This is a genomic window from Rhodopirellula bahusiensis, assembly GCF_002727185.1.
Classification (GTDB): Bacteria; Planctomycetota; Planctomycetia; order Pirellulales; family Pirellulaceae; genus Rhodopirellula; species Rhodopirellula bahusiensis.
Genome location: NZ_NIZW01000014.1, coordinates 123,233 through 148,344 on the forward strand (window position 1 = coordinate 123,233; position 25,112 = coordinate 148,344).

The 25,112-nt window shown below is 55.3% G+C and carries 18 protein-coding genes; 13 read left to right on the top strand and 5 right to left on the bottom strand.

The genetic code is table 11. From position 1 onward, the window contains the following. Positions 1–53 precede the first annotated feature (53 nt). A complete protein-coding gene (locus CEE69_RS18430) occupies positions 54–731 on the top strand; it encodes a DUF4142 domain-containing protein (RefSeq protein ID WP_099262176.1) in 678 nt (225 codons plus the stop codon). 118 nt (positions 732–849) lie between these two features. Here the strand turns inward: CEE69_RS18430 and CEE69_RS18435 are convergent, their stop codons facing one another. Continuing rightward, positions 850–1,188 carry a tRNA-binding protein gene (locus CEE69_RS18435; protein WP_099262177.1) on the bottom strand — a complete coding sequence of 113 codons (339 nt, stop codon included), beginning with the start codon at positions 1,186–1,188 and terminating at the stop codon, positions 850–852. A gap of 311 nt (positions 1,189–1,499) precedes the next feature. On the opposite strand from CEE69_RS18435, the gene CEE69_RS18440 reads away from it, so the two are divergent. Continuing rightward, positions 1,500–3,074 (top strand): arylsulfatase, encoded by a 1,575-nt coding sequence (locus tag CEE69_RS18440; protein ID WP_233215372.1) that lies wholly within the window; start codon positions 1,500–1,502, stop codon positions 3,072–3,074. 97 nt (positions 3,075–3,171) lie between these two features. Here CEE69_RS18440 and CEE69_RS18445 read toward each other — a convergent pair whose 3' ends face one another. Together CEE69_RS18445 and CEE69_RS18450 are read right to left on the bottom strand one after the other, a co-directional pair. Further along, positions 3,172–4,329, bottom strand: a complete 1,158-nt coding sequence (locus CEE69_RS18445; RefSeq protein WP_099262083.1) for a dipeptide epimerase — start codon at positions 4,327–4,329, stop codon at positions 3,172–3,174. Continuing rightward, positions 4,326–5,441: a C40 family peptidase gene (locus CEE69_RS18450; RefSeq protein ID WP_233215373.1), complete on the bottom strand. Its 1,116-nt coding sequence runs from the start codon at positions 5,439–5,441 to the stop codon at positions 4,326–4,328. The genes CEE69_RS18445 and CEE69_RS18450 overlap by 4 nt, the downstream gene beginning before the upstream one ends. A gap of 370 nt (positions 5,442–5,811) precedes the next feature. Here CEE69_RS18450 and CEE69_RS18455 point away from each other — a divergent pair, with 370 nt between their 5' ends. Beyond that, complete coding sequence (locus CEE69_RS18455; RefSeq protein WP_099262084.1) at positions 5,812–6,273, top strand: DUF1569 domain-containing protein; 462 nt, start codon at positions 5,812–5,814, stop codon at positions 6,271–6,273. Between the two features lie 161 nt (positions 6,274–6,434). Here CEE69_RS18455 and CEE69_RS18460 read toward each other — a convergent pair whose 3' ends face one another. Then, positions 6,435–7,910, bottom strand: a complete 1,476-nt coding sequence (locus CEE69_RS18460; protein ID WP_099262179.1) for an arylsulfatase — start codon at positions 7,908–7,910, stop codon at positions 6,435–6,437. A gap of 156 nt (positions 7,911–8,066) precedes the next feature. Continuing rightward, the gene (locus CEE69_RS18465) at positions 8,067–9,578 is read right to left on the bottom strand and encodes a sulfatase (protein ID WP_099262085.1); all 1,512 of its coding nucleotides are present in this window, start codon (positions 9,576–9,578) and stop codon (positions 8,067–8,069) included. A 547-nt stretch (positions 9,579–10,125) separates the two neighbouring features. Between CEE69_RS18465 and CEE69_RS18470 the strand changes: the two genes are divergently transcribed. From CEE69_RS18470 to ahr, 10 genes are all read left to right on the top strand, one after another. Next, positions 10,126–12,267 carry a peroxidase family protein gene (locus tag CEE69_RS18470; RefSeq protein ID WP_099262180.1) on the top strand — a complete coding sequence of 714 codons (2,142 nt, stop codon included), beginning with the start codon at positions 10,126–10,128 and terminating at the stop codon, positions 12,265–12,267. Between the two features lie 288 nt (positions 12,268–12,555). Beyond that, the gene (locus CEE69_RS18475) at positions 12,556–14,280 is read left to right on the top strand and encodes a matrixin family metalloprotease (protein ID WP_099262086.1); all 1,725 of its coding nucleotides are present in this window, start codon (positions 12,556–12,558) and stop codon (positions 14,278–14,280) included. Positions 14,281–14,393: 113 nt separating this feature from the next. Continuing rightward, on the top strand, positions 14,394–15,071 hold the full coding sequence (locus tag CEE69_RS18480; RefSeq protein WP_099262181.1) for a sigma-70 family RNA polymerase sigma factor: 678 nt from the start codon (positions 14,394–14,396) through the stop codon (positions 15,069–15,071). After that, positions 15,071–17,731, top strand: a complete 2,661-nt coding sequence (locus CEE69_RS18485) for a serine/threonine-protein kinase (RefSeq protein ID WP_099262087.1) — start codon at positions 15,071–15,073, stop codon at positions 17,729–17,731. Before CEE69_RS18480 ends, CEE69_RS18485 begins: the two co-directional genes overlap by 1 nt. Before the next feature lie 3 nt (positions 17,732–17,734). Continuing rightward, on the top strand, positions 17,735–19,207 hold the full coding sequence (locus CEE69_RS18490; RefSeq protein ID WP_099262088.1) for a hypothetical protein: 1,473 nt from the start codon (positions 17,735–17,737) through the stop codon (positions 19,205–19,207). A gap of 165 nt (positions 19,208–19,372) precedes the next feature. Continuing rightward, entirely contained in the window at positions 19,373–20,809 is a 1,437-nt protein-coding gene (locus tag CEE69_RS18495; protein WP_099262089.1) for an outer membrane protein assembly factor BamB family protein, read from the top strand. A 49-nt stretch (positions 20,810–20,858) separates the two neighbouring features. Beyond that, positions 20,859–21,707, top strand: coding sequence for a dienelactone hydrolase family protein (locus CEE69_RS18500; RefSeq protein ID WP_099262090.1), 849 nt, complete (start codon positions 20,859–20,861; stop codon positions 21,705–21,707). 155 nt (positions 21,708–21,862) lie between these two features. After that, positions 21,863–22,507: an arsenate-mycothiol transferase ArsC gene (locus CEE69_RS18505; protein WP_099262182.1), complete on the top strand. Its 645-nt coding sequence runs from the start codon at positions 21,863–21,865 to the stop codon at positions 22,505–22,507. Between the two features lie 312 nt (positions 22,508–22,819). Continuing rightward, positions 22,820–23,962 carry an alkene reductase gene (locus tag CEE69_RS18510; protein ID WP_099262091.1) on the top strand — a complete coding sequence of 381 codons (1,143 nt, stop codon included), beginning with the start codon at positions 22,820–22,822 and terminating at the stop codon, positions 23,960–23,962. A gap of 116 nt (positions 23,963–24,078) precedes the next feature. Beyond that, complete coding sequence (gene ahr, locus CEE69_RS18515; protein WP_099262092.1) at positions 24,079–25,089, top strand: NADPH-dependent aldehyde reductase Ahr; 1,011 nt, start codon at positions 24,079–24,081, stop codon at positions 25,087–25,089. Positions 25,090–25,112 lie beyond the last annotated feature (23 nt).

Genomic DNA, 25,112 nt, shown 5'->3' on the forward strand with positions numbered 1-25,112 from the left:
CTGAGCCCCCTTTGTGCCCAGGACATTCCCACGAAACTTGCATGGAGATCCAAATGTTGAAATTGCGATTCACTGTTGCTGCCGCTGCCCTCACCGTGTTGACCGGTCTGCCGGTCGCCACCGCCCAGCAAGGAGCCAATGACAATTTGATTCTGAATGGTCAACTTCCAACTTCCCAGGATCAAACCGACTCGGGCCGCTACGAAGCACGACGAACGTCCACCGACAGTCGTCAGCAGCAACCAACAGTCACGCAAGCGATTGTGCAGAAGCTGCAAAAGGCCAACGAGAATGAGATCGAGTTGGCAAAAATGGCGATGCAGAAAACGGATCACAGCGAACTGAAGCAGTTGACTCAAACGATCGTCCGCGATCACGAAGCACTGAATCAAAAGCTGCAGCAATTCAGCAACCAGAACCAAGCGAATTCACAAGGCCAGCGGGTGCCCACCCAACTCTGCCAAATCGCGGACCAAGCCTGTGACAACGCGATGAAGATGACCAAGGACATGCTGACCAAGTACGAGGGTCAGGACTTTCAGATGGCTTTCCTCGGCCAGCAATGCGTGGCTCATACGATGATGTTGGCGGAACTGAAGGCGATCGAAAGCACCGGACCGCAGGAATTGCAGCCGATTGCTCAAGAGGCCATTTCGAAAGTCGAAAAGCATCTTGAAAAAGCCAAGCAACTGGCGAAGGAACTGGAGGACGACGAAAAGCAACGGTCATAGTTGTCTTGATGGAAAGCTCGTCTTTCGAGGATACGTTCTCATCAACGCCGAATGAAATCACGGCGTTGGTGAGAAGTTCGTTTGCCAGAGGACTCGGTGAGCGTGCTGGGTTGAGCGCTCAGCCGAGTTTGGCGCCGTTTGGCATCGCTTTGTCTGGGACCGCGAGAATCACCGATCCATCTTCACGGTACAGACCCGTGAGCAGAAACTCAGACATGATCGGTCCGATCTGCTTGGGCGGAAAATTGACCACGCCGAGTATCTGACGACCGATCAATTCTTCTTTCGTGTAGTGCACCGTGATTTGCGCACTGGTTCGCTTCAGGCCCAATTCTTCGCCGAAGTCGACTGTGATTTTGTACGCGGGCTTGCGGGCTTCTGGAAAATCCTCCACGAGCGTGATCGTACCAACGCGCACGTCAACGTTTTCGAATTCTTGCCAAGTGATGAGAGACATGGATCGTTCGTTAGAATGGTTTTGTCGGGAGTCGCCAATCGGAATGTTGCTCTGGTCCGATGGTGGTTGAGCGTTGGCAAAATAAGTTATCTGAATGACGTGGTATCTCAAGGTTCCTTGACTCCCGCCCGCTAGGATTGTGCCCATTGAGGCGGGTGGTTGGATGGGAAGTCTCCCTTTGAATCGCGAGCCTGTCATTCCGCCGCGTCCAGCTTCGCAACGTTTTCAGGCCAATCATGCATCGCGTTCTCTTCGCTTCGACATCATTCTATCGGTCGGTCTGCCAAATTCGTTTCAGAGCGGCACCGTGGATGGCTTTCGCGCTTGTGGCGTTGGGGCTGCCTGGATGGTCCATTGCGGACGATCGTCCGAACATCGTGGTGATCATGGTGGATGACATGGGCTTTTCGGATATTGGTCCGTATGGCAGCGAGATTCCAACGCCGCACTTGGATGCGTTGGCTGCAAATGGTGCCAAGTTCTCTCAGTTCTACAACACTGGGCGTTGTTGTCCGACGCGAGCCGCTTTGCTCACTGGGCTGTACTCTCACCAAACCGGAATTGGTTGGATGACAACGGACCAAAAGCTCGAGGGCTATCGAGGTCGGCTCAATGATCAATGCGTTACGATTGGCGAAGTTCTTGGGCAAGCCGGCTACTTCACCGCGATGACGGGAAAGTGGCATGTTGGTTTCAAGCAGGGTGTGACTCCTTGGGGGAGAGGCTTTGATCGGAGTTTGAACTTGCCTGCCGGTGGATTGCACTTTTCCAATCAAACCGGATCCAAGGGAGGAACCAAGCTCTTTCTCAATGGGCAAGAGGTTGCCAAGGATGATCCGCAATTCGATCCACCGTGGTACGGATCCGACCTGTGGACGGAACAAGGAATCGAGTTCATTGACGAAGCGATCGCGGAAGACAAACCGTTTTTCTGGTACCTCGCCCATGTCGCTCCCCATTTCCCTTGCATGGCACCGGAAGCAACGATCGCGAAGTATCGCGGCAAGTACATGCATGGTTGGGACAAATTGCGAGAGGAACGATACGCTCGTCAGGTTGAATCCGGGTTGGTTGACGAGATCTGGAGCTTGGAACCTCGGCCGGAACAAATTCCCGCGTGGGATTCATTATCGCAAGAAGAGAAAGAACGCTACGACGACATGATGGCGATCTATGCGGCGATGATCGAAGAGATCGACAGGAACATTGGGAAGCTGGTGGCTGCGTTGGAGAGCCGAGGAAAACTTGACAACACATTGATTCTGTTCTTGTCTGACAACGGCGGCAACGCGGAGGCTGGCGTTAGCGGCCGATACGAAGGCCACGCCCCAGGAGACCCGCATTCGGACGTCTTCATCGGCCGTTGCTGGGCTCACTTGAACAATACTCCCTTTCGCAAGTACAAGCACTACAACCACGAAGGCGGCATCGCGACGCCGTTGATTGCGCATTGGCCAGCCAAAATTCAGCCTGCAACTGACCAGAAGACTTGGATCAAAACGCCCACCCATGTCATTGATCTGATGGCGACGTGTGTCGATTTGGCGAAGGCGGAGTATCCGACACGTTTCAATGGAAACGAAATTCACCCGCTTGAAGGTCAAAGTCTTCAGCCATTGCTGACTGGCGTGGGCGAATTCGCGGAGCGAGCGTTGTACTGGGAACACGAAGGAAATGCCGCAGTCCGAGCCGGCAACCGCAAGTTGGTTCGGCAAGGCGCGCGAGGAGAATGGGAGTTGTTCGATCTAGGTGCCGATCGAACCGAGCAAGTCGATCTTGCCACTGCAAACCCTGACGAAGTTTCGAACCTGCAAAAGCAATGGCGGCAATGGGCGAAGAGTCACCAAGTGCTCCCGAAGCCGACGAAGAAGAAAAAGAAGAAGTAGTTTGGCAAGCACTCCTGCGAATGTTGTTGCCACTCGCGTCAGACGGTTGACCACGTTCTGGTAGCGGTCTTCGTTAGTGACCGGAAGATCTGATGAGTCACACCGTTCGTTTTCGAATACCGATTCCGGGGAGGTTGTTAAGGGTCAGTTTGCCGTCGATGACTTGGACTCCTTCGTAGAGATCGTTGCTGATCAGGAGGTTGCCATCGAGGTCGGCCCAGTCGACGAGTGGCGATAGTTGGGCGGCGGCAGAGACGGCGCAGGAGGTTTCGGTCATGCATCCCATCATCACCTTCATGTCCAACGCTCGGGCCACGGTGATCATCTTTTGTGCTTCTCTCAGTCCGGTGCTCTTCATCAGTTTGATGTTGATCCCGGAGTACACGCCTTGGAAATCGGCTACGTCGCCGAGGCGTTGAAACGCTTCGTCGGCGATGATCGGGAGCGGGCTTTTGGAGGTCAACCAAGCCAAATCATCGACGGCCGTTTTCGGAAGTGGTTGTTCTACAAATTCGACGCGCTGTTCGGCCAGCCAGTGCGTCACGTCCAACGCCTGGTGCTTGTCGGTCCAGCCTTGATTGACGTCGACATAGATCGGCACATCGGTCACCGACCGCACTGTCTCGATCATTTCGCGATCGTTGCCTCCGCCCAGTTTGACTTTCAGGACTTTGAAGCGAGCCGCCTCCTCGGTCTTCATCTTCACCACTTCGGGTGTGTCGATGCCAATCGTGAACGAGGTAACAGGCGTGTTTGCTGGATTGATTCCCCACAGCTTGTGAAGCGGCTGATCGACCAGCTTTCCGATCAGATCGTGCAGCGCGATGTCGACGCAGGCTTTCGCCGCACGGTTGCCTTCTTCGATCGAGTCGACGTAGGCGAGGATCTCATCGAGCAGAAACGGATCGTCAAACTGCTCCAGTTTGACCTTGCTCAGAAACTGCATCACTGACTGTTGCGACTCGCCCAAATACGGCGGCAGGGAGGCTTCTCCGTAGCCAGTGAGCCCTTCGTACTGAATCTCAGTCAAAACGACTGGCGTGGTATCGCGTGAGTTTCCGGCGACGGTGAAAGTGTGTTTGAGTTGCAGTTCGTACGGACGGAAGCTCAGCTTCATTTTGCCGTTTCGAATCAGATCGGTCGTTGAGTTGGGGACCGGGGCGGCTTCTTGTGCCGTGCCGATGGTTGTTGGTAGTGCGGTCGCCAAAGCACCTGCTCCCAAGCCTTGGAGAAGGACTCTTCTTCCTCGATTCATTCCGTGCTCCTGATGATTGCGTTGTAAAAGTCGTTCTCGGGGATGGGACGGAAGCCATTGGGATCTTCGCCGATGATTCTGACCGCTCTGACGAAGATCGTGGGATAGCTGTCGATGAAGTTGGGTTGGCTGCTGTCCATGCTGTTGATGCTCACCCGCTCTCGGTAGCCCGCCGAATGGATGAATTCATCATTCCCGATGTACATTGCGACGTGAGTGACACGCTCTTTCGATTCGGACGTTGCTTTTCTGCCGAAGAACAGAAGGTCGCCCGGTTCCAAGTCGTCGGAAACAAACTCCGTTGTCACTTCTCGGCCAATTTGGGACTGCATGTTGGAGTCTCTGGGCAGTTGGATTCCGTTCATGAAGTACACGTTGCAAATCAGTCCACTGCAGTCGATGTTCTTGGACGACATACCTCCCCACAGGTAAGGGATGCCGTGAAACTTTCGAGCGGTTGCAACAAGGTTGTTTCGCAGGGCTTTCTGGAAGAAGATCGCGTCGGCCGGGCAGAGTTGGCCGCTATCGACCCAGCCAATTCGTCCATCGGGGTATTGAATCTGAGTGTAGCCGGACTGTTCGGAGACTTTGCAGACCATGTTCCCGATCACCAGATCCGACATCGGCATCGACGTCGCGTCTGGAGCACTGTAGGCCAGCCCCGATTGGGCAGTGAAGATGACTTTTTCTGCGTCGCGGTAAGATTTGAGTTGCTCTTGATCGACACGATGGACTTCGGCCGAATTGACCCAACCGATGTATCCGTCAGGAACTTGGATAAGACACTTTCCACGCTCGGTTTTGAGAACGCGGATTGGAGTTCCAAGAAGAGCTTGGGTGACCAGTTCGGTTTTGCTGCTGGGTTCTCTGCGCAGGTGGATGACGGAATTGTTGACCAACGCATTGACCAGCGTTCCTGTTCCGTCTTCCGGGAGGAGGACGAGTTGGTTGTCCACCTCCGGGTGCTGCTCGAAGGCTTGCTTCACAGCGGCATATGTTTCTTCGCTGGAGAGACTCCCGTGAATACGCCAGCCGGATTCACCTTTCTCGACGTGAACATCCCACCACTGAATTCGCTGATCGGGTGCATGCGTCACGCGGAGGGATTCCACGAGCTCATTCAATTCGGAATGCGTGGGCGCTTGCTGGACGGCAAAGGCAAGCAAGAGCGATGGAATCAGGATCATCGATGTTTTTTCGCGAGCTGAGTGACGCTGTTCTTCACGTCGTATTGGATTGCAATTCCAACGTGTGGATTCGCAAGACAGAGGTCGACCGACCGATTGTAAGCGAAAGGAGGTGATCCCGACGGGCAGCAAGGGACGCGATTATTCGCTCAGCCTGGCTCAAGGGTATGGCTGCGGCCCAGTGTCGCGTGGAGCGGTTTTTGTGGTGGTTCGGCGCGGACGAGATGGAACGCAACGATAGATTGGAGAGAGTCAATCCAATTCGCCGTTTCTCTTTTCTCTCGCTGGCGACACCATGACCAAGATCTCCAAACGATCCCTCGGTTTTCATTCTGGCGATGAAGTCATCGCCGAGATCAAGCGATTGCAGGAGGGAGGCTATGTTCAGAACAAGAATTGGAATCTGACACAGATCTGCGAGCATCTCGATGTCATCATGACCGGTGGCATGGAAGGGTTTGGGTTTCGGTTGCCGCGAATTCTTCGCGCGACGGTGATGAAATGGATGATCGCTCGAATGTTGCGACAGCGAAAAATGTCGAGCGCACCAACATTGGATCGATTGAAACCAAAGTCACCGGATGGACCCGACGATCCCGGTGTCATCGATCACTGCATCGAGACGATTCATCGGGCGAAAGCCTTTGACGGGTCCATGAAAGACTATCCGTTCATCGACGACATGACGCCGGAGATGTGGCGTCAGTTCATGTGGGTGCACGCGGCCCATCACCTTGGGTTTTTGGCACCCAGGTGAACCTGTGTGGATCGCTCGAGTTACTTCGCTAAGACGCGCGATGTGGCTGAGCAACGAGCGAAGAATGAGTGTCGGATTGAAAATGCGGCATAGGCTTCCAGCTTGAGTTCCTCGCAATCACAGGCTGGAAGCCTATGCCACTTGTTTTTCCGCGAAGTGGCTTAGCGTTTGGATGCTGGGACCCGAACTTGCCAGTTGGGATGGGGCACGTGAGCCTTTTCCATCAGCGTCTCAAGTTCCTTCACGATCTCGGGATGGTCGCTGGCCAAGTTGGTCGTTTCGCCGATGTCGGCTTTCAAATCATACAACTGAGTTGGGCCAGTCATCCAAGGTTGGCGGATGGCTTTCCAGTCGCCACGTCGAACCGCTTGTCGGCCACCTTGTTCGTAGAATTCCCAGTACAGGTAATCGTGCGTTTGTTGGGCTTCCGGTTTGCCAACGATCGTTGGTGCGAAGCTGATGGAATCCGTGTCTTCAGGGAAATCTGTCCCAGCGAGTTCCGCGGTGGTCGCCATCAGGTCGCCGAAGTAGCCGACATGATCGGAGACTGTTCTGGGCGGAGTGGTACCGGGCCAGCGAACAATCAATGGAACGCGAATTCCGCCTTCAGTCAGGGCTCGTTTCATGCCGCGGAGCGGTCCGGCTGGATCGAACTTTTTAGGATTGTGGCCGCCTTCGTTGTGTGGGCCGTTGTCGCTGGAGAACATCACGACGGTTTGTTCATCGATCTGCAGTTCTTTGAGCAGATCGAGAATGCGTCCGACGTCCGAATCCATCCGCGTGATCATCGCGGCTTGGCCTTTGTCTTGATCGCTCCAATCTTTGTCGGCGTAGATTCCGAGGTCGGGAACTTCTTGTCCGTTGCCAGTCATGCCCGATCCCTCGTTGTTCGCATGCGGGATCGTGAGCGACAAGTACAGGAAGAACGGATCGTTGGCGGAGTCCTTGGCTTCTTCGCGAATGAATGTGATGGCTTCGTCCGCAATCAAATCGTGAGAGTAATCGATTCGCTTGGTCGCCCAACCACCGGTGAAGCCGCCGTAGGAACGATCGCGTCGTTTGACTTCGTTCCGCAGTGCGACCTTGGTTTCGTTTCGCCACAGGAATTCGGGGTAATAGTTGTGGGCGTGCACTTGATTGAGGTAACCGTAGAAGTGGTCGAACCCTTGTTTGCGAGGCAGGCCTTGTCGGCCGCCCGTGGCTTCGTCTCCCAGTCCCCACTTGCCGCACAAGGCGGTGGAGTACCCTGCGGTCTGGAGCACCTCGGCGACGGTCACGTCTTCGTCGCGGAGCGATTGAATCGACATGTCCGGTCCGCCCGCGTTTCCGCGAACGTGAGTGTGTCCCATGTGCATTCCGGTCATCAACACGCTGCGTGAAGGAGCGCACACGGTGCTGCCGGCGTAGAAATCTGTGAACCGCATGCCTTCGGCGGCCATTTGATCCAGGCGTGGAGTTTGGATCAGTTCTTGTCCATAGCAACCCAGGTCACCGTAGCCGAGGTCATCGGCCAGAATGAACACGATGTTGGGCCGTTTAGCATCCGCTGCAGAACTGGATGGTGATGTTGCGAATCCAATCAGGAAGAGTGACGTCAGGAGTGCGAAGCAAGATGGGAAGACAGAAGCCAATCGCATGAAGGTTTCTCGATCAAGGTTGTGGAGGTGGTGGCAGCGGCGATCGTGAGGATCAGCCGCTCGCATTTTACTCGCCCAAGTGAACTTGGTGAGAGTGATCTGCGTCAGCGATCTGCGGAATGCGTCTTTGCTTTGGAATGATCCTGCGGTCCCGAATCAGCGATTCCGCCGAACGGGATCGGGGTAACTGGCCAAGGTTTTTGACAGACGTTCGACGACATCTGGACGGTCTTCGGCCAGGTTCTTGGTTTCCAGCGGATCGGTTTGGTAGTCGTAGAGTTCGTAGATGGGAGCTTCATCGCCATCGATCTGCTTCCACTGCACCAAGCGATAGCGTTCTGTTCGAATCGCTCGGCCCAGCTTGCGTTTGGGGTAAGCGTGATAGGCATGGTCGCGAACTCGTGCCGATGCATCTTTGAGAACTGGAACCAAGCTGACTCCATCGATTGGTTGCGGTCCCGTTGGTGATGGCAGCCCGGCCAGTTCCGTCAGCGTTGGAAAAATGTCGACGCTCTCGGCCAATTGCTTCGTGGAGGTGCCCGGCTGAGTGACGCCCGGCGCGGTGATCAAAATTGGAATCCGATTGGCTTGTTCGTAGTTGGTGTGCTTCGTCCAAATCCCAAGGTCACCGAGGTGAAAACCATGATCGCCCCAGAGCACAACGATCGTGTTGTCGGATAGTTCCAGCCGATCGAGTTCGTTTATCACCTTGCCAATTTGAGCGTCGACGAAACTGGTGCTGGCGTAGTAACCATGAATCAAATCGCGTTTGAGATCGCCGCCAAATTCGGCGTTTGGTTTGGTGGGCACGGGTTTGTAGTTCGAGATTTCACCGCCTCGTTTGCCGGCGACTTTTGGTGCGTCCACTGGCAAGGTTTCGTGCTCGGGCATCGGAAGAGAATTGCGGTCGTAGAGATCCCAATATTTCTGAGGTGCACTGAACGGTAAGTGAGGACGCGCGAACCCGGCGGCGATGAAGAATGGTGTGCCATCGGTTTGCCGGCGTTGCTTTGCTGATTGAAGTCGCTTCATGGTTTCGGCGGCGACGCGGCCATCGGCGTAGTCTTCGTCGGCAGCTTCGGGCGATTCAAACGCGGCACCACGTGGGAGCGATTTGATTTGCCCGAGCATTTGGTTGGTGAAGAAGGCTTCTTCGCGAGTCAGTTGGCCACCGTCGGTGCTGTCGGGGTCCAAGTACTCGATCACCTTCTCTTTGAAGTGCGGAACGGAGAACGATTCTGGGTCGCCGTGGTTGCCGTGACCGATGTGAAAGATTTTTCCCAACGATTCCGTTCGGTAGCCACCGTGCTCAGCGAAGTGCTGCGGCATGGTGACCGCATCAGGGATGATCTGACGGAGCTGGCTGCCGAGTCCGTACAGACCAGTCGAAGTTGAGTGAGATCCCAACATGAGTGTGAATCGCGAGGGAGCACACACGGCTTGGTTGCAGTACGCCATGTCGAACCGCATGCCTCGATTGGCGAGGGAATCGATGTTGGGTGTCTTCGCGTGCGAGTCCCCATAGCATCCCAAAGCGGGTTTCAAATCGTCGACCAAGATCAACAGCACATTGGGCCGTTCTTTTGCTTGAACAGCTCGATTCGACGCAAGGAAGAAACAGAAAATGAACGCCAGCGAAGTGGCGATTGCCGGGAGTCTTGAGAGCATGGAGATGGTGGGATCTTCGTGGGGATGGGGCCGTCGATCCGTTTGGTTTCGTGAATCGAAGGGTGACGGTGGGAAGTGCGGAGAGATGAGTTGTGTTTCGATTGGTTGTCAGTGAGGTGAGTGCTCGTCGCTGGCCGCATCTCGAAACATCTGTTCATGAGATGCTGAAATGAGGAATTGCTTTGCGTCCAGGCATTTTGCACGAAAGAGATGTTTGAAGCAAGTTTTTCGGTCGGTAAGGATCCAACCTGTTGCGGTATAGAGAACAACAAAGGAAGTTTAGGTGTTTAGAAATATTGTCGCGTTGGTTTGCGTGCAAGCTACCAATCCTTTTCAATTCGATCACCAGATGGGTGGTTCGCGTCTTGGTTCGACTACCATTGGTGGGAACTGGCCTAATGGTCCAGAAAAGGATCTCAGTTAAACGCTAGATATTTGCTACTAAACCGATGCTCTGATTTTCCTCACGGCAACGTTCATCTTCGGCTTTCGTTTCGCCGATGGAATGTTTGTCTTGACCGTCACCGTCACCGTTATTGCACATCCTATGTTGTTCCGGTCGAAACGAAGGAAGAAACGTTCCGCACGCGAGCGACGTCTTCTCCGCTGTGAAAGCCTTGAGCATCGACAGCTGTTGGCGGCGGACTTTGGCGGGTACCGGCACAACGTCTACGACTCAGAAGACGTCAACGACGATGGTCGCGTGTCGGCCATGGATGCGTTGTTGATCATCAACGCGATGACGAGTGAGACCACGCATGATGAAATCATGTTCACCGACGTCAACGATGATGGGCGGCGGAGTGCACTGGATGCGCTACGTGTTATCAATCGAATTGAACGTGGCGATGTGTTTCCACTTGATCGCGATCTTGATGACGAACCCTCAATTCAGATACCGGAGATGCCATCGGAAATTCGGTCGATCGATGGCACTGGCAACAACATCCAGAACGATGCTTGGGGAAGCGTTGGTCAGACCTTGATCCGTTCAGCACCAGCGGCGTACGGCGACGGAATTTCGATGCCTGCCGGTGCGGATCGACCGAGTGCCCGTGAAGTCAGCAATGTGTTGTCCGAGATGAATACGAGCGAGTCTCTCAGCGATCGTGGGCTCTCTGCGTTTGTCTATGTCTGGGGACAATTCATCGATCACGATTTGGGTTTGAGCGAAAGTGAAGAGCACGGGAAGGCCATCGACATCGTTGTGCCGACGGGTGACCCATGGTTCGATCCGGCGGGGACCGGTGAAGCCGTGATTCCCATGACGCGAACGCCAATCGTGGAGGGAACGGGAACTTCGGTCGACAATCCTGCTGAGCAGTTCAACCAGATCACGGCCTACATCGATGGATCGATGGTTTACGGCAGCGACATTGGCACCGCGGAAGCACTGCGAACGTTCGAGGGTGGTCGGATGGCGATGTCCGACGAGGGACTGATTCCGATGGACGCGAGTGGCATGGTGATCGCCGGTGATGTTCGAGCGAGCGAAAACGTTGGCTTGACTGCGATTCAGACGTTGTTTGTCCGAGAACACAATCGCTTGGCGGGCGACATTGCCGCTTCCGATCCCGAAGCAACCGACGAAGAAATCTACCAGCGATCGCGGTTGGTTGTGACGAGCTTGATTCAGTCGATCACCTACAACGAGTTCTTGCCTGCGATCTTGGGTGAGCAAGCGATTGATTCATACAGCGGCTATGACGCGTCGGTGAATCCTGGGATCGCCAATGAGTTTTCAACCGCCGCGTTCCGGTTCGGTCACAGCACGCTTCGCGACGAAGTCGGGTTCATGTCCAACGACGGGCGTGAGAGCCAAGATGAGATGGAGCTGAAAGATGCATTCTTTCACGCTTCGATGTTGGAAGAGACGGGGATTGATTCACTGTTGAAGTACGACGCGTCGGTGCAGTGTCAGGAAGTGGATTTAGGTGTGGTCGATTCGCTGCGGAACTTTTTGTTCGGGCCTCCGGGAGCGGGCGGGTTGGATCTGGTCGCGATGAACATCCAACGCGGTCGCGATCATGGCGTGAGTGACTACAACGCAGCTCGGGAAGCGTACGGTCTGCCTCGAGTGGAAACCTTTGACCAAATCACCGGTGAGGTGGATTTGCAGCAGAAATTGGCGTCGCTGTACGGGAGCGTTGACAACATTGATTTGTGGGTTGGCTTGATGGCGGAAGATCACCAGCGTGAAGCATCCGTCGGCGAGCTGGCAGGTTTGATCATCGCCGATCAATTCCAACGGACTCGCGATGGTGATCGGTTCTTCTACAAAAATGTGCTGACCGATTCCGAAATTGAATCGATTGAGCGATCCACCTTGGCGGACTTGATTGAACGCAACACCAGCGTGGAGGGGCTGCAAGAGAACGTTTTCTTGATGCAAGCCGAGATTCGCGGCCGAGTCATTTTGGCTAGCTCTCTTCCGCCCTCCACCATTCCCGGTGAATTGCGTGAAGACGAGATGCGAGGTGTGGCTGGCGTTGTGATCGAGTTGATCGACGGGAGCGGGAAGTTGGTTGATTCCACGACTTCGGATGGGCATGGGAATTACCGTTTCCGATCGATGAGCGAGACCGGCGACTACCAAGTTCGACTGTCGGAATCCGATGAAACGATTGATGTCCTGGTCGCTCACGGTGGCGAAAGAATTCGCGGGCTGGATTTTCTCGTCTTCGGTTAGTGCGTCCAAAGTCGTTGGCAACGACGGACTTGGAAGTCCATCGTACGACGCGTCGCAGAGGCTGGTTTGCGGCCGGAACACTGCAAAACACGGGTGCTCGCATGAATACACGGGTGCTCGCATGAAAATGGCGAGCGTGCGTGACGTGACGGGCTGAGAGGTGCCCTTTCTTTGTGGCCCATCAGATGAACACGTGGTCGGAGCCCGGTTCGTGATGGGATGGGCTGGCGATTGATGCAGTCGCGGATGCCTCCTCTCCCCCTTTTCAATTTGCAGTGTTTGCCCGATATGATCCAGCGGAAGAAACGAACGCGTCGTCTTGCGATCCAGTCCCTCGAAACACGCCGAGTGCTCGCCGCCAGTTTGGGCTGGGATGGGCCCGGATTGGGCAGTGCCGCTCTGACCTACACAATCACTGGGTCACCAAGTTCGCTGACGCAGGAAGAGACCGACGAGGCGATCGAAACGGCGCTGGATGCATGGGCTAGCGTGGCGGACATTGAGTTCACGGAAGTCGACCAAGTTGGACTGAATGATTCCATCGACATCTCTTTCGAAAATTTGGATGGACAAGGCGGCACGCTTGCGCAGGCCTATTTCCCCGATGATGTGAATCCAGACCGCGTGGCGGGTGACATTCAGTTCGATCTATCCGAGGCGTGGGAAGTTGGCAACGAACTCGGCAATGCCGCCTTCGATTTAATCTGGGTGGCCGTGCACGAAATTGGCCATTCATTGGGGCTGGATCACACCGACGCGGAGGGCAGTGTTTTGGATCCGTTTGTTTCAGCCGGTCAGTTTTTTACTGAACTGGATGATGACGACGCGATCGCGATTACCCAATTGTACGCGGCGGCAGATGTCTCGGTTGACGAGCCAAATGACGAGACCGAAACAACGGATGAAACCGAAGTGCCAGCTGACTCGGGGGATGCAGAAGATGATCCTGTCGCGGAGGAACCAACATCGGAGGATACTGATGATGTTGACGCTGATGAAACAGACACCAACGAATTTCGGAACCATCGCTTCTTTTGGAATCGTTGGTTCCGAAACAGTTTCCGGCAACGATTCAGTGGGCGTCTGGAGGCGGAACTGATCTCGTACAACTACGTCAACCCAACCGATGTCAACGAAGATAACAGCACCACGGCTTTGGACGCGCTGATGGTGATCAACCAGCTCAATCAAGCTTCCGAGAGTGAATCGGAGAATGCTGATCTGGATGGCTTGTGTGATGTGAACGGGGATGGAACGGTGACCTCGCTGGATGCACTGATGGTCATCAATGCGATGAACGATTCAAACATTGACGACGGTGGATTGATCGATGATCCGACATCGACGGATGAAGAAACGATCGACGATGAACCTGACTCGGGCGAATCTGACTCCGATGAAGAGTCCGAAGGTGGCGAGACGGATGGCGAAGAATCAGACACCGATGATGAGGTGATTGACGACGAGGAAGACGGGGACGACGAAACAACCATCGAGGAAGACTGCGACCACGGTCCTCACGGATTTCATCGTCGGAATCATGGACTGTTTCGGGCTGGGTTGTTCGAAGGGGACGCGACCACCTTGATCGAACGCTTGGACTCGGACGGCGATCTGTCTCTTTCGGAAGAAGAGATTCCCGAGCGGTTGTGGGAAAAGCTTTCGGGCCTCGGGGCGGACGGCGACGCGGACGGGTTGTTGACCGCGGATGAACTGGAAGCCGCGTTCCTGGCATTTCGCGAAGAACGGTTCCTTTCGAACGACGCGGATGAGGATGGGCTGATCACGGAGACCGAAGTTCGTGACCGACTTTGGGCCAAACTGTCGGAGGCCGATTCGGACGCGGATGGCGGGGTTTCGTTCGAGGAATGGGAGGCATTCCGAGCGGAATCAGAGACGACTGAGACGGAAACTGAATTGCCGGCTCTATCGCGATTCGATCGCCTCGATGCAGCGTTCAGCGCCGTTGGGCGAGCGGCTTCTCGAGGGCGATTCTCAGGTTTTCGTCGCTGAATCGTCCTTTTTTCACAAAATTGGAAAACGAGGTGACGGTTTTCTGTTTGACCCGCAACTAGATCCTTGCGAATGATAGTGCGGTGTCAGACAACTCCTCGAAAGCCAATGCGATGGTCGCCACAGACTCCTCTTGGACCACACGCAAAAACGATTCGAATGACCGAGATTCCTGGGGCAACGACCTTGGGTTTGTTGAGTTGTTGGACCAAGCGCGAGGTGGCGACCGAGAAGCACTCGGTCGATTGCTCCAGTGGTACACCAATTACCTAACGATTTTGGCAAGCACCCAGTTGGATCGCCGACTTCGCAAACGGGTCAATCCATCGGACATTGTTCAGGAGGCAATGTTGGAAGCTCACCAGGACTTTGGTGACTTCCGTGGGACCAGCCAAGGTGAGTTGTTGTGCTGGTTGCGAACGATTTTGATTCACACGTTGCATCGCAGTTTCAAGCGACACGTCAAGGTTCAGAAACGAGACATCCGTCGCGAAGTTTCCTTGGAAGCGGTCAGCAATCGCTTGGAAGAATCTGCCTGCAATTGGGCCAATCTTTTAGCAGGCCATGAGCCGTCGCCGAGTGCTCCAATGCGTGCTCAAGAAGGTGCGGTTGAGTTGTCGAATTTACTCAGCAAGCTCAAACCACACTACCGCGAGGTGATCGTTTTACGGGTATTGAAAGGGCTTTCGTTTGATGAGATCGCCGAGCGAATGGATCGCAAGTGCGGCGCCGTGCGGATGCTTTGGTTGCGAGCGCTCGAGAGCTTCAAAGCGTCCGAGGACCAACGCTGATGGTGGCCTTTGAGTTGTCAACGGCGGAATCTCAATCGGAGGACCCATCGCTGCTGCGCGGCCTGAACGAAGAGCAACAATCGCGTTTGACGAAGTTGCTGGATGAGTATTTGGTCGGCCTGGAAAACGGCGAGTGCTTGGATGCGGATGAGATCGTCAGCCAGAATCCTGATTTGGGTTCCGTCTTTCACGCTTACCTGGAAAAACTGAGAGCACTCTATGGCGTGGCCGCCGGGATGCAGCCCACGCTCGATGCGCCTTCGGTTCCACTTCCAGCGGACAAGCAACTTGGCGACTTCCTTTTGCATCGCGAAATTGGTCGCGGTGGAATGGGAGTTGTCTACGAAGCCAGCCAGCAGTCGCTTGATCGACGCGTCGCGATCAAGTTGCTGCCGCTGGCTTCCATGTTGGACTCACACCAGATTGCGCGTTTCAAGAACGAAGCTCACGCGGCAGGTTTGTTGCAGCATCCGAACATTGTGCCCATCCACAGCGTCGGCAGTCATCAAGGTGTCCACTACTACGCGATGCAATTCGTTGACGGGATTGCTTTGGATGCTTGGGTGCAAGAGCGTCGCGAAGAGAAGATGGCTGAAGAGATCGACAATGGATCGGTAGCGTCGTCCGGTGAAACTCGCACTGAGTCAGCGGAGCAGAAGCGAGACGCTTGGAAACAAGTGATCCAGTGGGGGATCGACATCGCCGATGCGTTGCATGTTGCACATGAGAACGGCGTGGTGCATCGCGACGTGAAGCCTTCCAATTTGATGCTCGATCGATCTGGCAAGATTTGGGTGACGGACTTTGGTTTGGCCCGTTGCCAGACGGAGATGTCGCTGACCCGATCCGGTGATGTGATTGGGACGATGCGGTACATGAGTCCGGAACAGGCTCGTGGGCAGTCGGCTTTGATTGATGGACGAGCCGACGAGTATTCTTTGGCTGCGACGTTGTACGAATGCCTGACGCTGCGGTACGCCCATGAAGGAGACGACGCGGCAACGATTCTGAAGCGAATCGACAATGAGGAAGTGATCCCGCTGCATCTGTTGCGGCCCGATTTGCCTCGTGATTTGGGGACGGTCATCGCGAAAGCCATGTCGAAGAATCGCGAAGATCGATATGAAACCGCGAATGAGTTTGCCGATGACATGAAGCGGGTGCTGCGAAGCGAACCCACGATCGCGCGACCACCGTCCATCGCGGATCGGTTGGTTCGGCTGGCCTCCAAACATCGTCGTGTTGCGTTGGCAGCCGCTTTGATTGTGACGCTGGGTTTGGTCGGTTCCGCCATTGCCAATGCCAAGTTGGCGACTGCAAAGAAGGCGTCGGACGAAAATGCATTGCGGGCCACTCGGGGCGAGTTGCTGGCGCGAGGGGCCTTGGATCGGATGGGGACGCGCATCGCCGAGTTGCTGGTTGATATTCCCGCAGCGGACTCGGTACGCCGTTTGTTGTTGTTGGAAATGTTGGACTACTACGAACGGTTCGCCGCGGAAGTCAAAGACGATCCAACGCTTCGAGAGGATTTTGCGATGACACTCGCGAAAGCGGGGGCGTTGCAGTCGGAGCTTGGAGACAGTGAGCAAGCAATCGCGGCGCTCAAGCGGAGCGAATCGATTTATGCGGAATTGGCTGGCAGCGTTGCCGCCAACGACCCGGTTCGATTGCACTGGGCGACGTGCCAGAACAACTTGGCACAAGCCTTGGTGCGGGCGGGGGAATTGGAAGACGCTGCCCGATACTTTGTGCGAGCGATGACAACCGCACAGTCATTGGCTGATCTGGGTGAGTCATTCACTCAGCATCGAGAAGCAGAAGTGTCGCTCGCGACCACGCTGAACAACATGGGTTTGTTGTTGATGCGAACGGAGGCAACCTCCGAGGCGGAGTCGTATTTTTTGAAAGCGATTGAGCGACTTCAGCCGCTGTTGATCGAACCGGTTTTGGATGCCAAGCGACTGACGAACTCGAAGACCGATCCGGTTCCACTGAAGCTTGCTGCGGTTCAGTCGAACTTGGCGGGCTTATTGACGGAATCAGAACCTGAAAGAGCAATTCAGCATGCGGGCCAAGCACTCGAATCGCAATTGAACCTTTTGCAGTCGAATCCGGGCGATGCGAAGGTTGCTGGTCAGACCATGGTGACGCTGAACACACTCGGCGTGGCGCAGTCCGCGATGGGAAGAAATGCCAAAGCGATTGAGACGTTTGAACAAGCGATTGAGATCGGCGACCAAGTGGTGGTTCGTTGGCCCAATCATCCCAATTACCGAAGGGATCTCGCGTTGAGCTTCAATCACCTGGGTTTGACTCGCTCGAAGATGGGGGCTCTTCAAGAGGCCCGCAAAGCATTTGAAAAGGCGTTGGAAACCGGCCAGTCGCTGGCGGTTCAGTTTCCGGAGGACGCTGAGACTCAGAGCATGCTTGGCGGGGTTTGGAACAACTACGGTTTCCTGCAACAACAGCTGGGGGATACCGAGTCCGCCGCCCACGCTTATTCCCAAGCAATCGAACTGCAATCTGTCGCAGTTTCGGTTGCACCCGAAGTTGTGCGTTACAATGACTTCCTGCGAAAACACGAGGCGAACCGTCAAAATGTGATGGCATCCACCGAAATTTCGCGGGGTCACGGCGTCAAGAAGAGTCCTAAGGATTGAACCATGAAGCCCACCGACGACTCTCGAATCTTATTGCTTGAGCAACTGGAATCACGTTCTTTGCTGGCGGCTGGGATCTTCAATCATTCAGATGCGGGGATCGGATCGCAGGAGCTGGATCGAGCGCAAATTGACCGGGCCATTCCGGCATTGCAGCGAACGGTTTCGTCCATCGAAGCGAATGGCTCACGCGGTGGTTCCGGAATTCAGACTCTCTCCGCACGTTCGCAAGGTTCCGGCTCAGACCGACCGATGCGAGACTTCACTTCGATCTCGCGTCCGGACCAATCGTTTCAGCAACGGGGCAATTCTGCAGAACGCAATCCTGAAAAACGCGATGCCGGGCAGAATGATCTCGGTCGTCAACGCCCGGGAATCGATTCGCGAAGGGGCCTTTTGCAGAATGATGCGAGCCGGAACGGTTCGTTGCAGTCGAGTGTTCAAACCTCCGTTGATCGTTCTCCCGTCGGTGATAGTGTTCAGTCGGTCGAGTCCAACACTGTTGTATGGGTGGTTCAATTCGTGGTCACCCAACCACGAACCGACAACAGTGTGAGTGTCGGCAGCGTGCTCAACGGCTTCAGCGGAGGAGGCGGTCGGGCACCGGTGGGTGAAGGGACGGTGTTGGTCCGGGCAAACTCCAGTGCGGCACCATCGGAGCAAGGCGTCGCCGACGGAAGCAACGCATCAAAGGCTTCTGCATCAGACAACGTCACGGCGGACGTTGGACCGGTTCAGCGAAATCAAACGACCGTCGACGCAACGGATGACGTGTCGGCCATCGCCGCGGCGACGACGGCGAATGAACGAACGAACTCCACGAACGAAAATTCGCGAATTGATGTTGTCGATACATCTTCGACGAGTGCTGCCAGCGAAGTGGATGGCGGAATCATCGATTGGTTGCCGCGTGTGTCCAACAACGATGTGACGCTGGATTCTTCTGGCGCAGATGATCCATGGGAGTTGGATGAACGGACCCTCGAACACCTTCGCGAAGTGGCGCGGGCTGCTTCGAATGGGGACGCGGACGACGTTGAGGCAGCAAGTCCTCATGATTCCAGGGAAGCATCGCTTCTCGAAGATCATTCCGTCGATGATGCCATGGCAACGTGGTTTGGTTCGCCGACCGGTTTGATCGATGGGATCCAATTCCAGGACGCATTGCCAACCGTCATTCCAACGCTGTCGCCTGGGATGGTTGACATCGCATTGGATGCGACTGTTGGGGTTCACCGAACGGTTGGGTTGATGGCTTCGGCAGATGCGATGCCCGGTCCAGTTGCGTTGAACGATGTCCGCGATGCCGTCTTGGCAGCGATGGCGTATGAAACCGACGCGCTGGCCCAGCCGGCGTTGGACACTCGACCGCTGCGATTGTCGGGCCTGACTTATCCCGGCGCCGCGCTCGTTGCCGGAACATTGGCACTGAACGCACGTCGACGTCGGTCGGCAGTTCTGCTGACCAGCCGCTGAGGGTGTGATTCGACTTTGGTTTCTCTGGCTGACGCCGTAGGAATGCGAGCGGCGCGGGATCCATCCGCGCAGCGGAACCTAGGTAGACTATGCGGGTTCAATGCTTCATCGGGCGCGTTCTGGACGCTCCCTTTCACTCCCCACCGGCATTTTGGAGCTGGAATCTTGCGACACACGATCCTTTTCTTTGGTTTGGCATTGTTGGCGTGCAGCTCGCAATTTGCCGTCTCGTCCGCCGTGGGCAATGATGTCAGTCGGGATTGGCCTCAGTGGCGCGGTCCTGATGCGTCCGGCAGTGCGCTGGAATCCAACCCGCCGACGACATGGAGTGAGTCGGAAAACATTCTTTGGAAGATTGACGTCCCCGGCATCGGAAGCAGCACGCCGATCATTTTGGGTGATCGAGTGTATGTCAGCACCGCGGTGAAAACCGAGCGGGTTGCAGAGAACCAGGACGCCAAAGAGCAAACGCCACAAGAAACTGCTCCTCCGCGTGGTGAACGACGTGCGGAGCGAGGTCGTCCGGAAGGTGGACGAGGCGGACCTGAACGCGGGGGGCGAGGTCGCGGGCGTGGCGGTCGAGGAGGCGGGGCCAAACCGACAAACTTCTACGACTTTTTGGTGATCGCATATGACCGTGCCAACGGCGAAGAGGTTTGGCGAACCTCAGTGACCCAAGAGGTGCCTCACGAAGCGGGGCACAATACGAACACTTTCGCATCCTCTTCCCCGGTCACGGATGGAGAGAAGCTGTACATGTCGTTCGGGTCGCGTGGCGTTTTCTGCTTGGACCTGAACGGAAAGCAACTGTGGAGCGTTGACCTGGGACAGATGCAGACTCGTGCCCAGTTTGGCGAAGGCAGTTCGCCTGCCGTCCATCAAGGCACGCTGGTTGTTCCATGGGATCACGAGGGCGAGTCTTTCATCGTCGCTTTGGACGCCGCGACTGGTGAAGAGAAATGGCGTCAGAGTCGCGACGAGCAAACCACTTGGTCGACGCCACTGATCACCGAGTACGAAGGACGAACCCAAGTCATCACCAACGGTTCCAAACGAGTTCGCAGTTATGACTTGGCGACGGGTGAGTTGATTTGGGAATGTGGTGGACAGGCTGGCAACCCAATCCCTTCTCCGGTTCGATTCGAAGACAACGTCATCGTGATGACCGGCTATCGAGGCTATGCGATCTATTCCATTCCGCTGATTGCGAAAGGTGACGTCACCGACAGCGACGTGATCACTTGGGTCGAGGAAGACGCGGCGCCCTATGTGCCATCGCCGGTTCTTTACAAAGGTCAACTGTATTTCGTGAAGTCCAACAATGGCGTCTTGGTTTCGCGGCAAGCGAAGTCAGGAGAATTGGTGATCGATCAAACTCGTTTGCCGGATATCTCTTCGGTCTACGCTTCGCCCGTTGCAGCGGCCGATCATGTCTACTTCACCGGTCGTGATGGAACCACATTGGTTCTGCGTCACGGCGATGAACTGGAAGCGATTGCGACCAACAAACTGGACGATGAAATCGATGCTTCCGCCGCCATTGTCGGTGACCAGATCTTCCTACGCAGCAAGTCGCACTTGTACTGCATTGGCAACAAGTGAATTTCTTACGACTGTCTTTCTATTGCCCCACCAAACGGTTGAACTGAATATGTGTGATCAGGATCATTTCGAAGAAGATCTGAAGAAGTACTCGCGGCGTGACATTGGCACCTTGGCCGCAGCGGGAATCGGCGCCGCGATGATGCTCCCGCGAGTTGCCAACGCCGCGGAAGTCAGTGAACAAGACGTGGTCATCGAAACACCCGATGGCAAATGCGACGCGTACTTTGTCACGCCTTCCTCCGGAACGCATGCGGCTGTCCTGATTTGGCCGGATATCTTTGGTTTGCGTCCCGCGTTTCGGCAGATGGGGAAACGTTTGGCCGAATCGGGATACAGCGTGTTGGTGGTCAATCCGTTCTATCGTCAACAAAAAGCTCCCACCGCCGCTGATGGTGCCAACACATCCATTTCCGACGTGCGACCGTTGGCTCGTTCGCTGACTCCTGAGACTCACACCACCGATGCGAAAGCGTTTGTGGCTTGGTTGGACCAGCAATCTCAGGTCGATACGGACAAGCAAATTGGCACGACGGGTTACTGCATGGGCGGACCGATCGTCTTCCGGACTGCGGCGGCCGTTCCGAATCGAATCGGAGCAGCAGCGACGTTTCATGGCGGAGGATTGGTATCGGATGGGGATGACAGCCCGCATCGATTGATTCCGAAGATGGAAGCAGATCTCCTGATCGCGATCGCAGAGAACGATGATCAGCGAGACCCGGATGCCAAGACGGTTTTGAAGGAGTCCTTCGACGAAGCCAAATTGGATGCCGAAATCGAGGTGTATCCCGCCGGGCACGGTTGGTGCCCGCCCGACACGCGTGTCCACAATCCGGAGCAAGCAGAGAAGGCTTGGGGCCGTATGCTCTCGCTGTTCGAAAAAGCTTTGGCTTGATTTTGTTGTCCAACACCCGTGGATTCGCGAGCGTCTGGTTTACGCCAGGATGACGTCTGAATATCGTTGACGGTCGACGTGTGGTTTTCGGTGCTGGTTTCTTTCGCTTGCGACCAACACTTGAATGCACGTCGGTCCTTCGCCAATCCACGAGAGTGTTCATGAGTGAGTTGCAAACCATTCGACTGTTTCCGACTTTGGAAACGTTTGTTCAGAATCGTCGGGGCGAGGCGGACCAGATTTCCGAGGATCGCAAAGACGAACTGAAGCAATTGGCGGGGTACGTTCGCGACGAATTGCAGAAGTCGGATCCGGTTCAGTTGACCTTCATTTGCACTCACAACTCACGTCGCAGTCACCTCGCACAAATTTGGGCCAAGGTGGCGGCTGATTTGTTTGGATTGGATCGCGTTCGGACTTTTTCAGGTGGGACCGAGAAGACGGCGATGAATCGCCGCATCGTTTCGGCGTTGACCCGAACCGGACTTCAGGTTGACGTGAAGACGGCAGACGAGACCAATCCAACTTACGCGGTCCGCTATGCCGAGCGATCTGAGCCGCTGGTTTGCTTTTCAAAAATCTACAGCGACTCACCCAATCCGACCGCGAAGTTTGCGGCTGTGATGACCTGCTCCAGTGCAGACGAAGCTTGCCCGTTCGTGCCGGGGTGTGACCTGCGGTTGCCAATCCGATACGAGGACCCAAAGGTGTCCGATGACACACCACGGGAAGCGGAAGTCTACGACCAGCGCTGCCAACAGGTCGCCAGAGAAATGCTCTACGCAATGTCGTTGGTCTGAGTCTCAACCGCGTTCATTCTTCATGATCGCTGCGGAAGTCCGAATGCTTGCGGTGCTTACCGCCTCATCCGGGACCCTCTGTCCATTAAACGTGCCTCCTTCGCACCGACTTCGGTCGGCGTTGTGATCGGTGGACGGATAGCGTTGGTATCTGAAATCATTGCTGCAACGGGAGTTGCGTGCGTTTAGGGCGCATGCTTTGCGGAGCGATGGTGTAGCCGGTCATCTACAGTTCGACGCTTTGAAGAGCGGCGACCAACTCAGGTGAACCGCGACTACAGAATGAAATCAACCGCAAACGGCTCCCATACGATGAACAATCCCGAATCCCAATCTTCTCAATCCACTTTGTTTCAGCCGCTCAAGGTTGGCGGTCTTACGTTGCCCAACCGAGTCGTGATGGCTCCCTTGACGAGGGCACGCGCCGGGGTGGAACGCCTGGCCAATGAGATGATGGCTGAGTACTACACTCAAAGAGCCTCAGCTGGTTTGATCATCAGCGAAGCGACCGTGGTGTCCGGACAAGGCATCGGGTGGCCTCAATCACCGGGGATCTACAACGACGAGATGGCAGAACGATGGAAGATCGTGGTGGATTCGGTTCACGAAGCCGGCGGACGAATCTTCTTGCAGTTGTGGCACACCGGTCGGGCTTCGCACAGTGACTTTCATGATGGCGATTTGCCGGTCGCTCCCTCGGCGATTGCGATTGAAGGCGATGGAGTGCACACACCCTCCGGAAAGAAACCGTACGAAGTCCCGCGTGCTCTCGAAACCAATGAACTGCCCGCGATCGTAGAGGACTATCGCAAGGCGGCCGAACGCGCGAAGTCGGCTGGCTTCGATGGTGTGGAAGTTCATTCGGCAAACGGCTATCTGTTGGACGAATTCTTGCAGTCCAAATCCAACCATCGAGAAGATCAGTACGGCGGCAGCATTGAGAATCGCTACCGTTTATTAGGTGAGGTTGTTGATGCAGTCACAAGCGTTTGGTCCAACGATCGTGTTGGCTTGCGACTGGCGCCCAACGGTTCGTTCAACGACATGGGATCACCTGAATACGTCGAGCAGTTCACCTATGTCGCACGTCAACTTGATGCATATGGCCTCGCGTACTTGCACGTCATGGATGGAACCGGGTTTGGTTTCCATGAACTCGGACCCGCGATGACGCTCGCGGATTTCCGAAAGGTGTTTAGCGGTCCGTTGATGGGCAACGTTGGCTATTCGCGAGAGTCGGCGGAAGAAGCTTTGGTCGATGGTTCGGCTGACTTGATTGCGTTCGGCAGGCCTTACATCAGCAATCCCGACCTGGTGCAGCGTTTCAAAAACGGATGGCCCTTGGCGGACACCGCGGACATGTCCGTTTGGTATTCGCACGATGCCGAAGGCTACACCGACTTCCCAACCTATCAAGCTGAATCCAAACAGCCTGAGTCTTGCACCGCTGAATAGAGGTTGCACAAGGCTTCGTCGAGCAGCGCCGCTTCTTCAATTAAGCGGGCGAGAGTTCCTCGTTCGAGCAACGCTGCCTCGTTCAGCAATTCAATCCAAATCTAAATGAGCTTCTCATGAAAACCGTCCATGCCTACGCCGTCAAAGAATCCAAAGGAACTTTTGAAGAGTTCGAGTATGAACTCGATGACATCGGTTCCGACGAGGTCGACATCGATGTCGAATCATGCGGCATTTGTCATAGTGACATCAGCATGGTCGACAACGACTGGGAGATGAGCGAGTATCCGCTGGTCCCCGGACATGAGGTGATCGGCAAGGTTTCCTCCATCGGCGATCACGTGTCTCACTTGTCCGTTGGCGATCGTGTCGGGTTGGGATGGCACGCCGGCTATTGCATGGCGTGTGATCAATGCATGAGCGGCGATCACAACCTCTGCAACGATGCTCAAGCAACGATCGGTGGACGCCACGGCGGATTCGCTGACACCGTGCGAGCCCAATCGGCCAGTGTGGTGAAGATTCCTGATCCGTTGAACGCGAAAGAAGCGGGACCTCTGCTATGCGGTGGCGTCACGGTTTTCAATCCGTTCATGCAACTTGGTCTCTCTCCCACGTCATCGGTCGGTGTGATCGGAATCGGTGGACTCGGTCACCTCGCTCTCAAATTCGCGAACGCTTGGGGATGCGAAGTCACCGCGTTCACTTCCGAATCAAAGCAGGAAGAAGCGTTGGAGATGGGCGCTCACCACACGATCAATTCTCGTGATGTGGACGCTATCAAGAACACCGATCTGCGTTTCGATTTGGTGATTTCCACCATCAACGTTCCGCTGGACTGGAACGCCGTGTTGGGGACGCTTAAAACGCATGGGCGTTTGCACATGGTCGGTGCGTTGACCGAGCCGATGGAGATTGGTTTGTTGCCACATATGCTGTTCAACCAGCTGTCACTCGGGGCGTCACCAGTGGGGCCGCCGGCTGTCATTCGAACAATGCTTGACTTCGCAGCTCGCCACCAGATTGCTCCCGTGACCGAGCACTATCCGATGAGCAAAGTCAACGACGCATTCGATCGCCTTCGCAGTGGCGACGCACGTTACCGAATCATCTTGGATCGCGATTGAGTGAGGTGGCGTTCGTTGCCGTC

Excerpts from the sequence above, each read along its gene's own strand:
- CEE69_RS18430 (WP_099262176.1), top strand. The coding sequence starts at position 54 with ATGTTGAAATTGCGATTCACTGTTGCTGCCGCTGCCCTCACCGTGTTG.
- CEE69_RS18435 (WP_099262177.1), bottom strand. The coding sequence starts at position 1,188 with ATGTCTCTCATCACTTGGCAAGAATTCGAAAACGTTGACGTGCGCGTT.
- CEE69_RS18440 (WP_233215372.1), top strand. The coding sequence starts at position 1,500 with ATGGCTTTCGCGCTTGTGGCGTTGGGGCTGCCTGGATGGTCCATTGCG.
- CEE69_RS18445 (WP_099262083.1), bottom strand. The coding sequence starts at position 4,329 with ATGAATCGAGGAAGAAGAGTCCTTCTCCAAGGCTTGGGAGCAGGTGCT.
- CEE69_RS18455 (WP_099262084.1), top strand. The coding sequence starts at position 5,812 with ATGACCAAGATCTCCAAACGATCCCTCGGTTTTCATTCTGGCGATGAA.
- CEE69_RS18460 (WP_099262179.1), bottom strand. The coding sequence starts at position 7,910 with ATGCGATTGGCTTCTGTCTTCCCATCTTGCTTCGCACTCCTGACGTCA.
- CEE69_RS18465 (WP_099262085.1), bottom strand. The coding sequence starts at position 9,578 with ATGCTCTCAAGACTCCCGGCAATCGCCACTTCGCTGGCGTTCATTTTC.
- CEE69_RS18470 (WP_099262180.1), top strand. The coding sequence starts at position 10,126 with ATGTTGTTCCGGTCGAAACGAAGGAAGAAACGTTCCGCACGCGAGCGA.
- CEE69_RS18475 (WP_099262086.1), top strand. The coding sequence starts at position 12,556 with ATGATCCAGCGGAAGAAACGAACGCGTCGTCTTGCGATCCAGTCCCTC.
- CEE69_RS18480 (WP_099262181.1), top strand. The coding sequence starts at position 14,394 with ATGGTCGCCACAGACTCCTCTTGGACCACACGCAAAAACGATTCGAAT.
- CEE69_RS18485 (WP_099262087.1), top strand. The coding sequence starts at position 15,071 with ATGGTGGCCTTTGAGTTGTCAACGGCGGAATCTCAATCGGAGGACCCA.
- CEE69_RS18490 (WP_099262088.1), top strand. The coding sequence starts at position 17,735 with ATGAAGCCCACCGACGACTCTCGAATCTTATTGCTTGAGCAACTGGAA.
- CEE69_RS18500 (WP_099262090.1), top strand. The coding sequence starts at position 20,859 with ATGTGTGATCAGGATCATTTCGAAGAAGATCTGAAGAAGTACTCGCGG.
- CEE69_RS18510 (WP_099262091.1), top strand. The coding sequence starts at position 22,820 with ATGAACAATCCCGAATCCCAATCTTCTCAATCCACTTTGTTTCAGCCG.
- ahr (WP_099262092.1), top strand. The coding sequence starts at position 24,079 with ATGAAAACCGTCCATGCCTACGCCGTCAAAGAATCCAAAGGAACTTTT.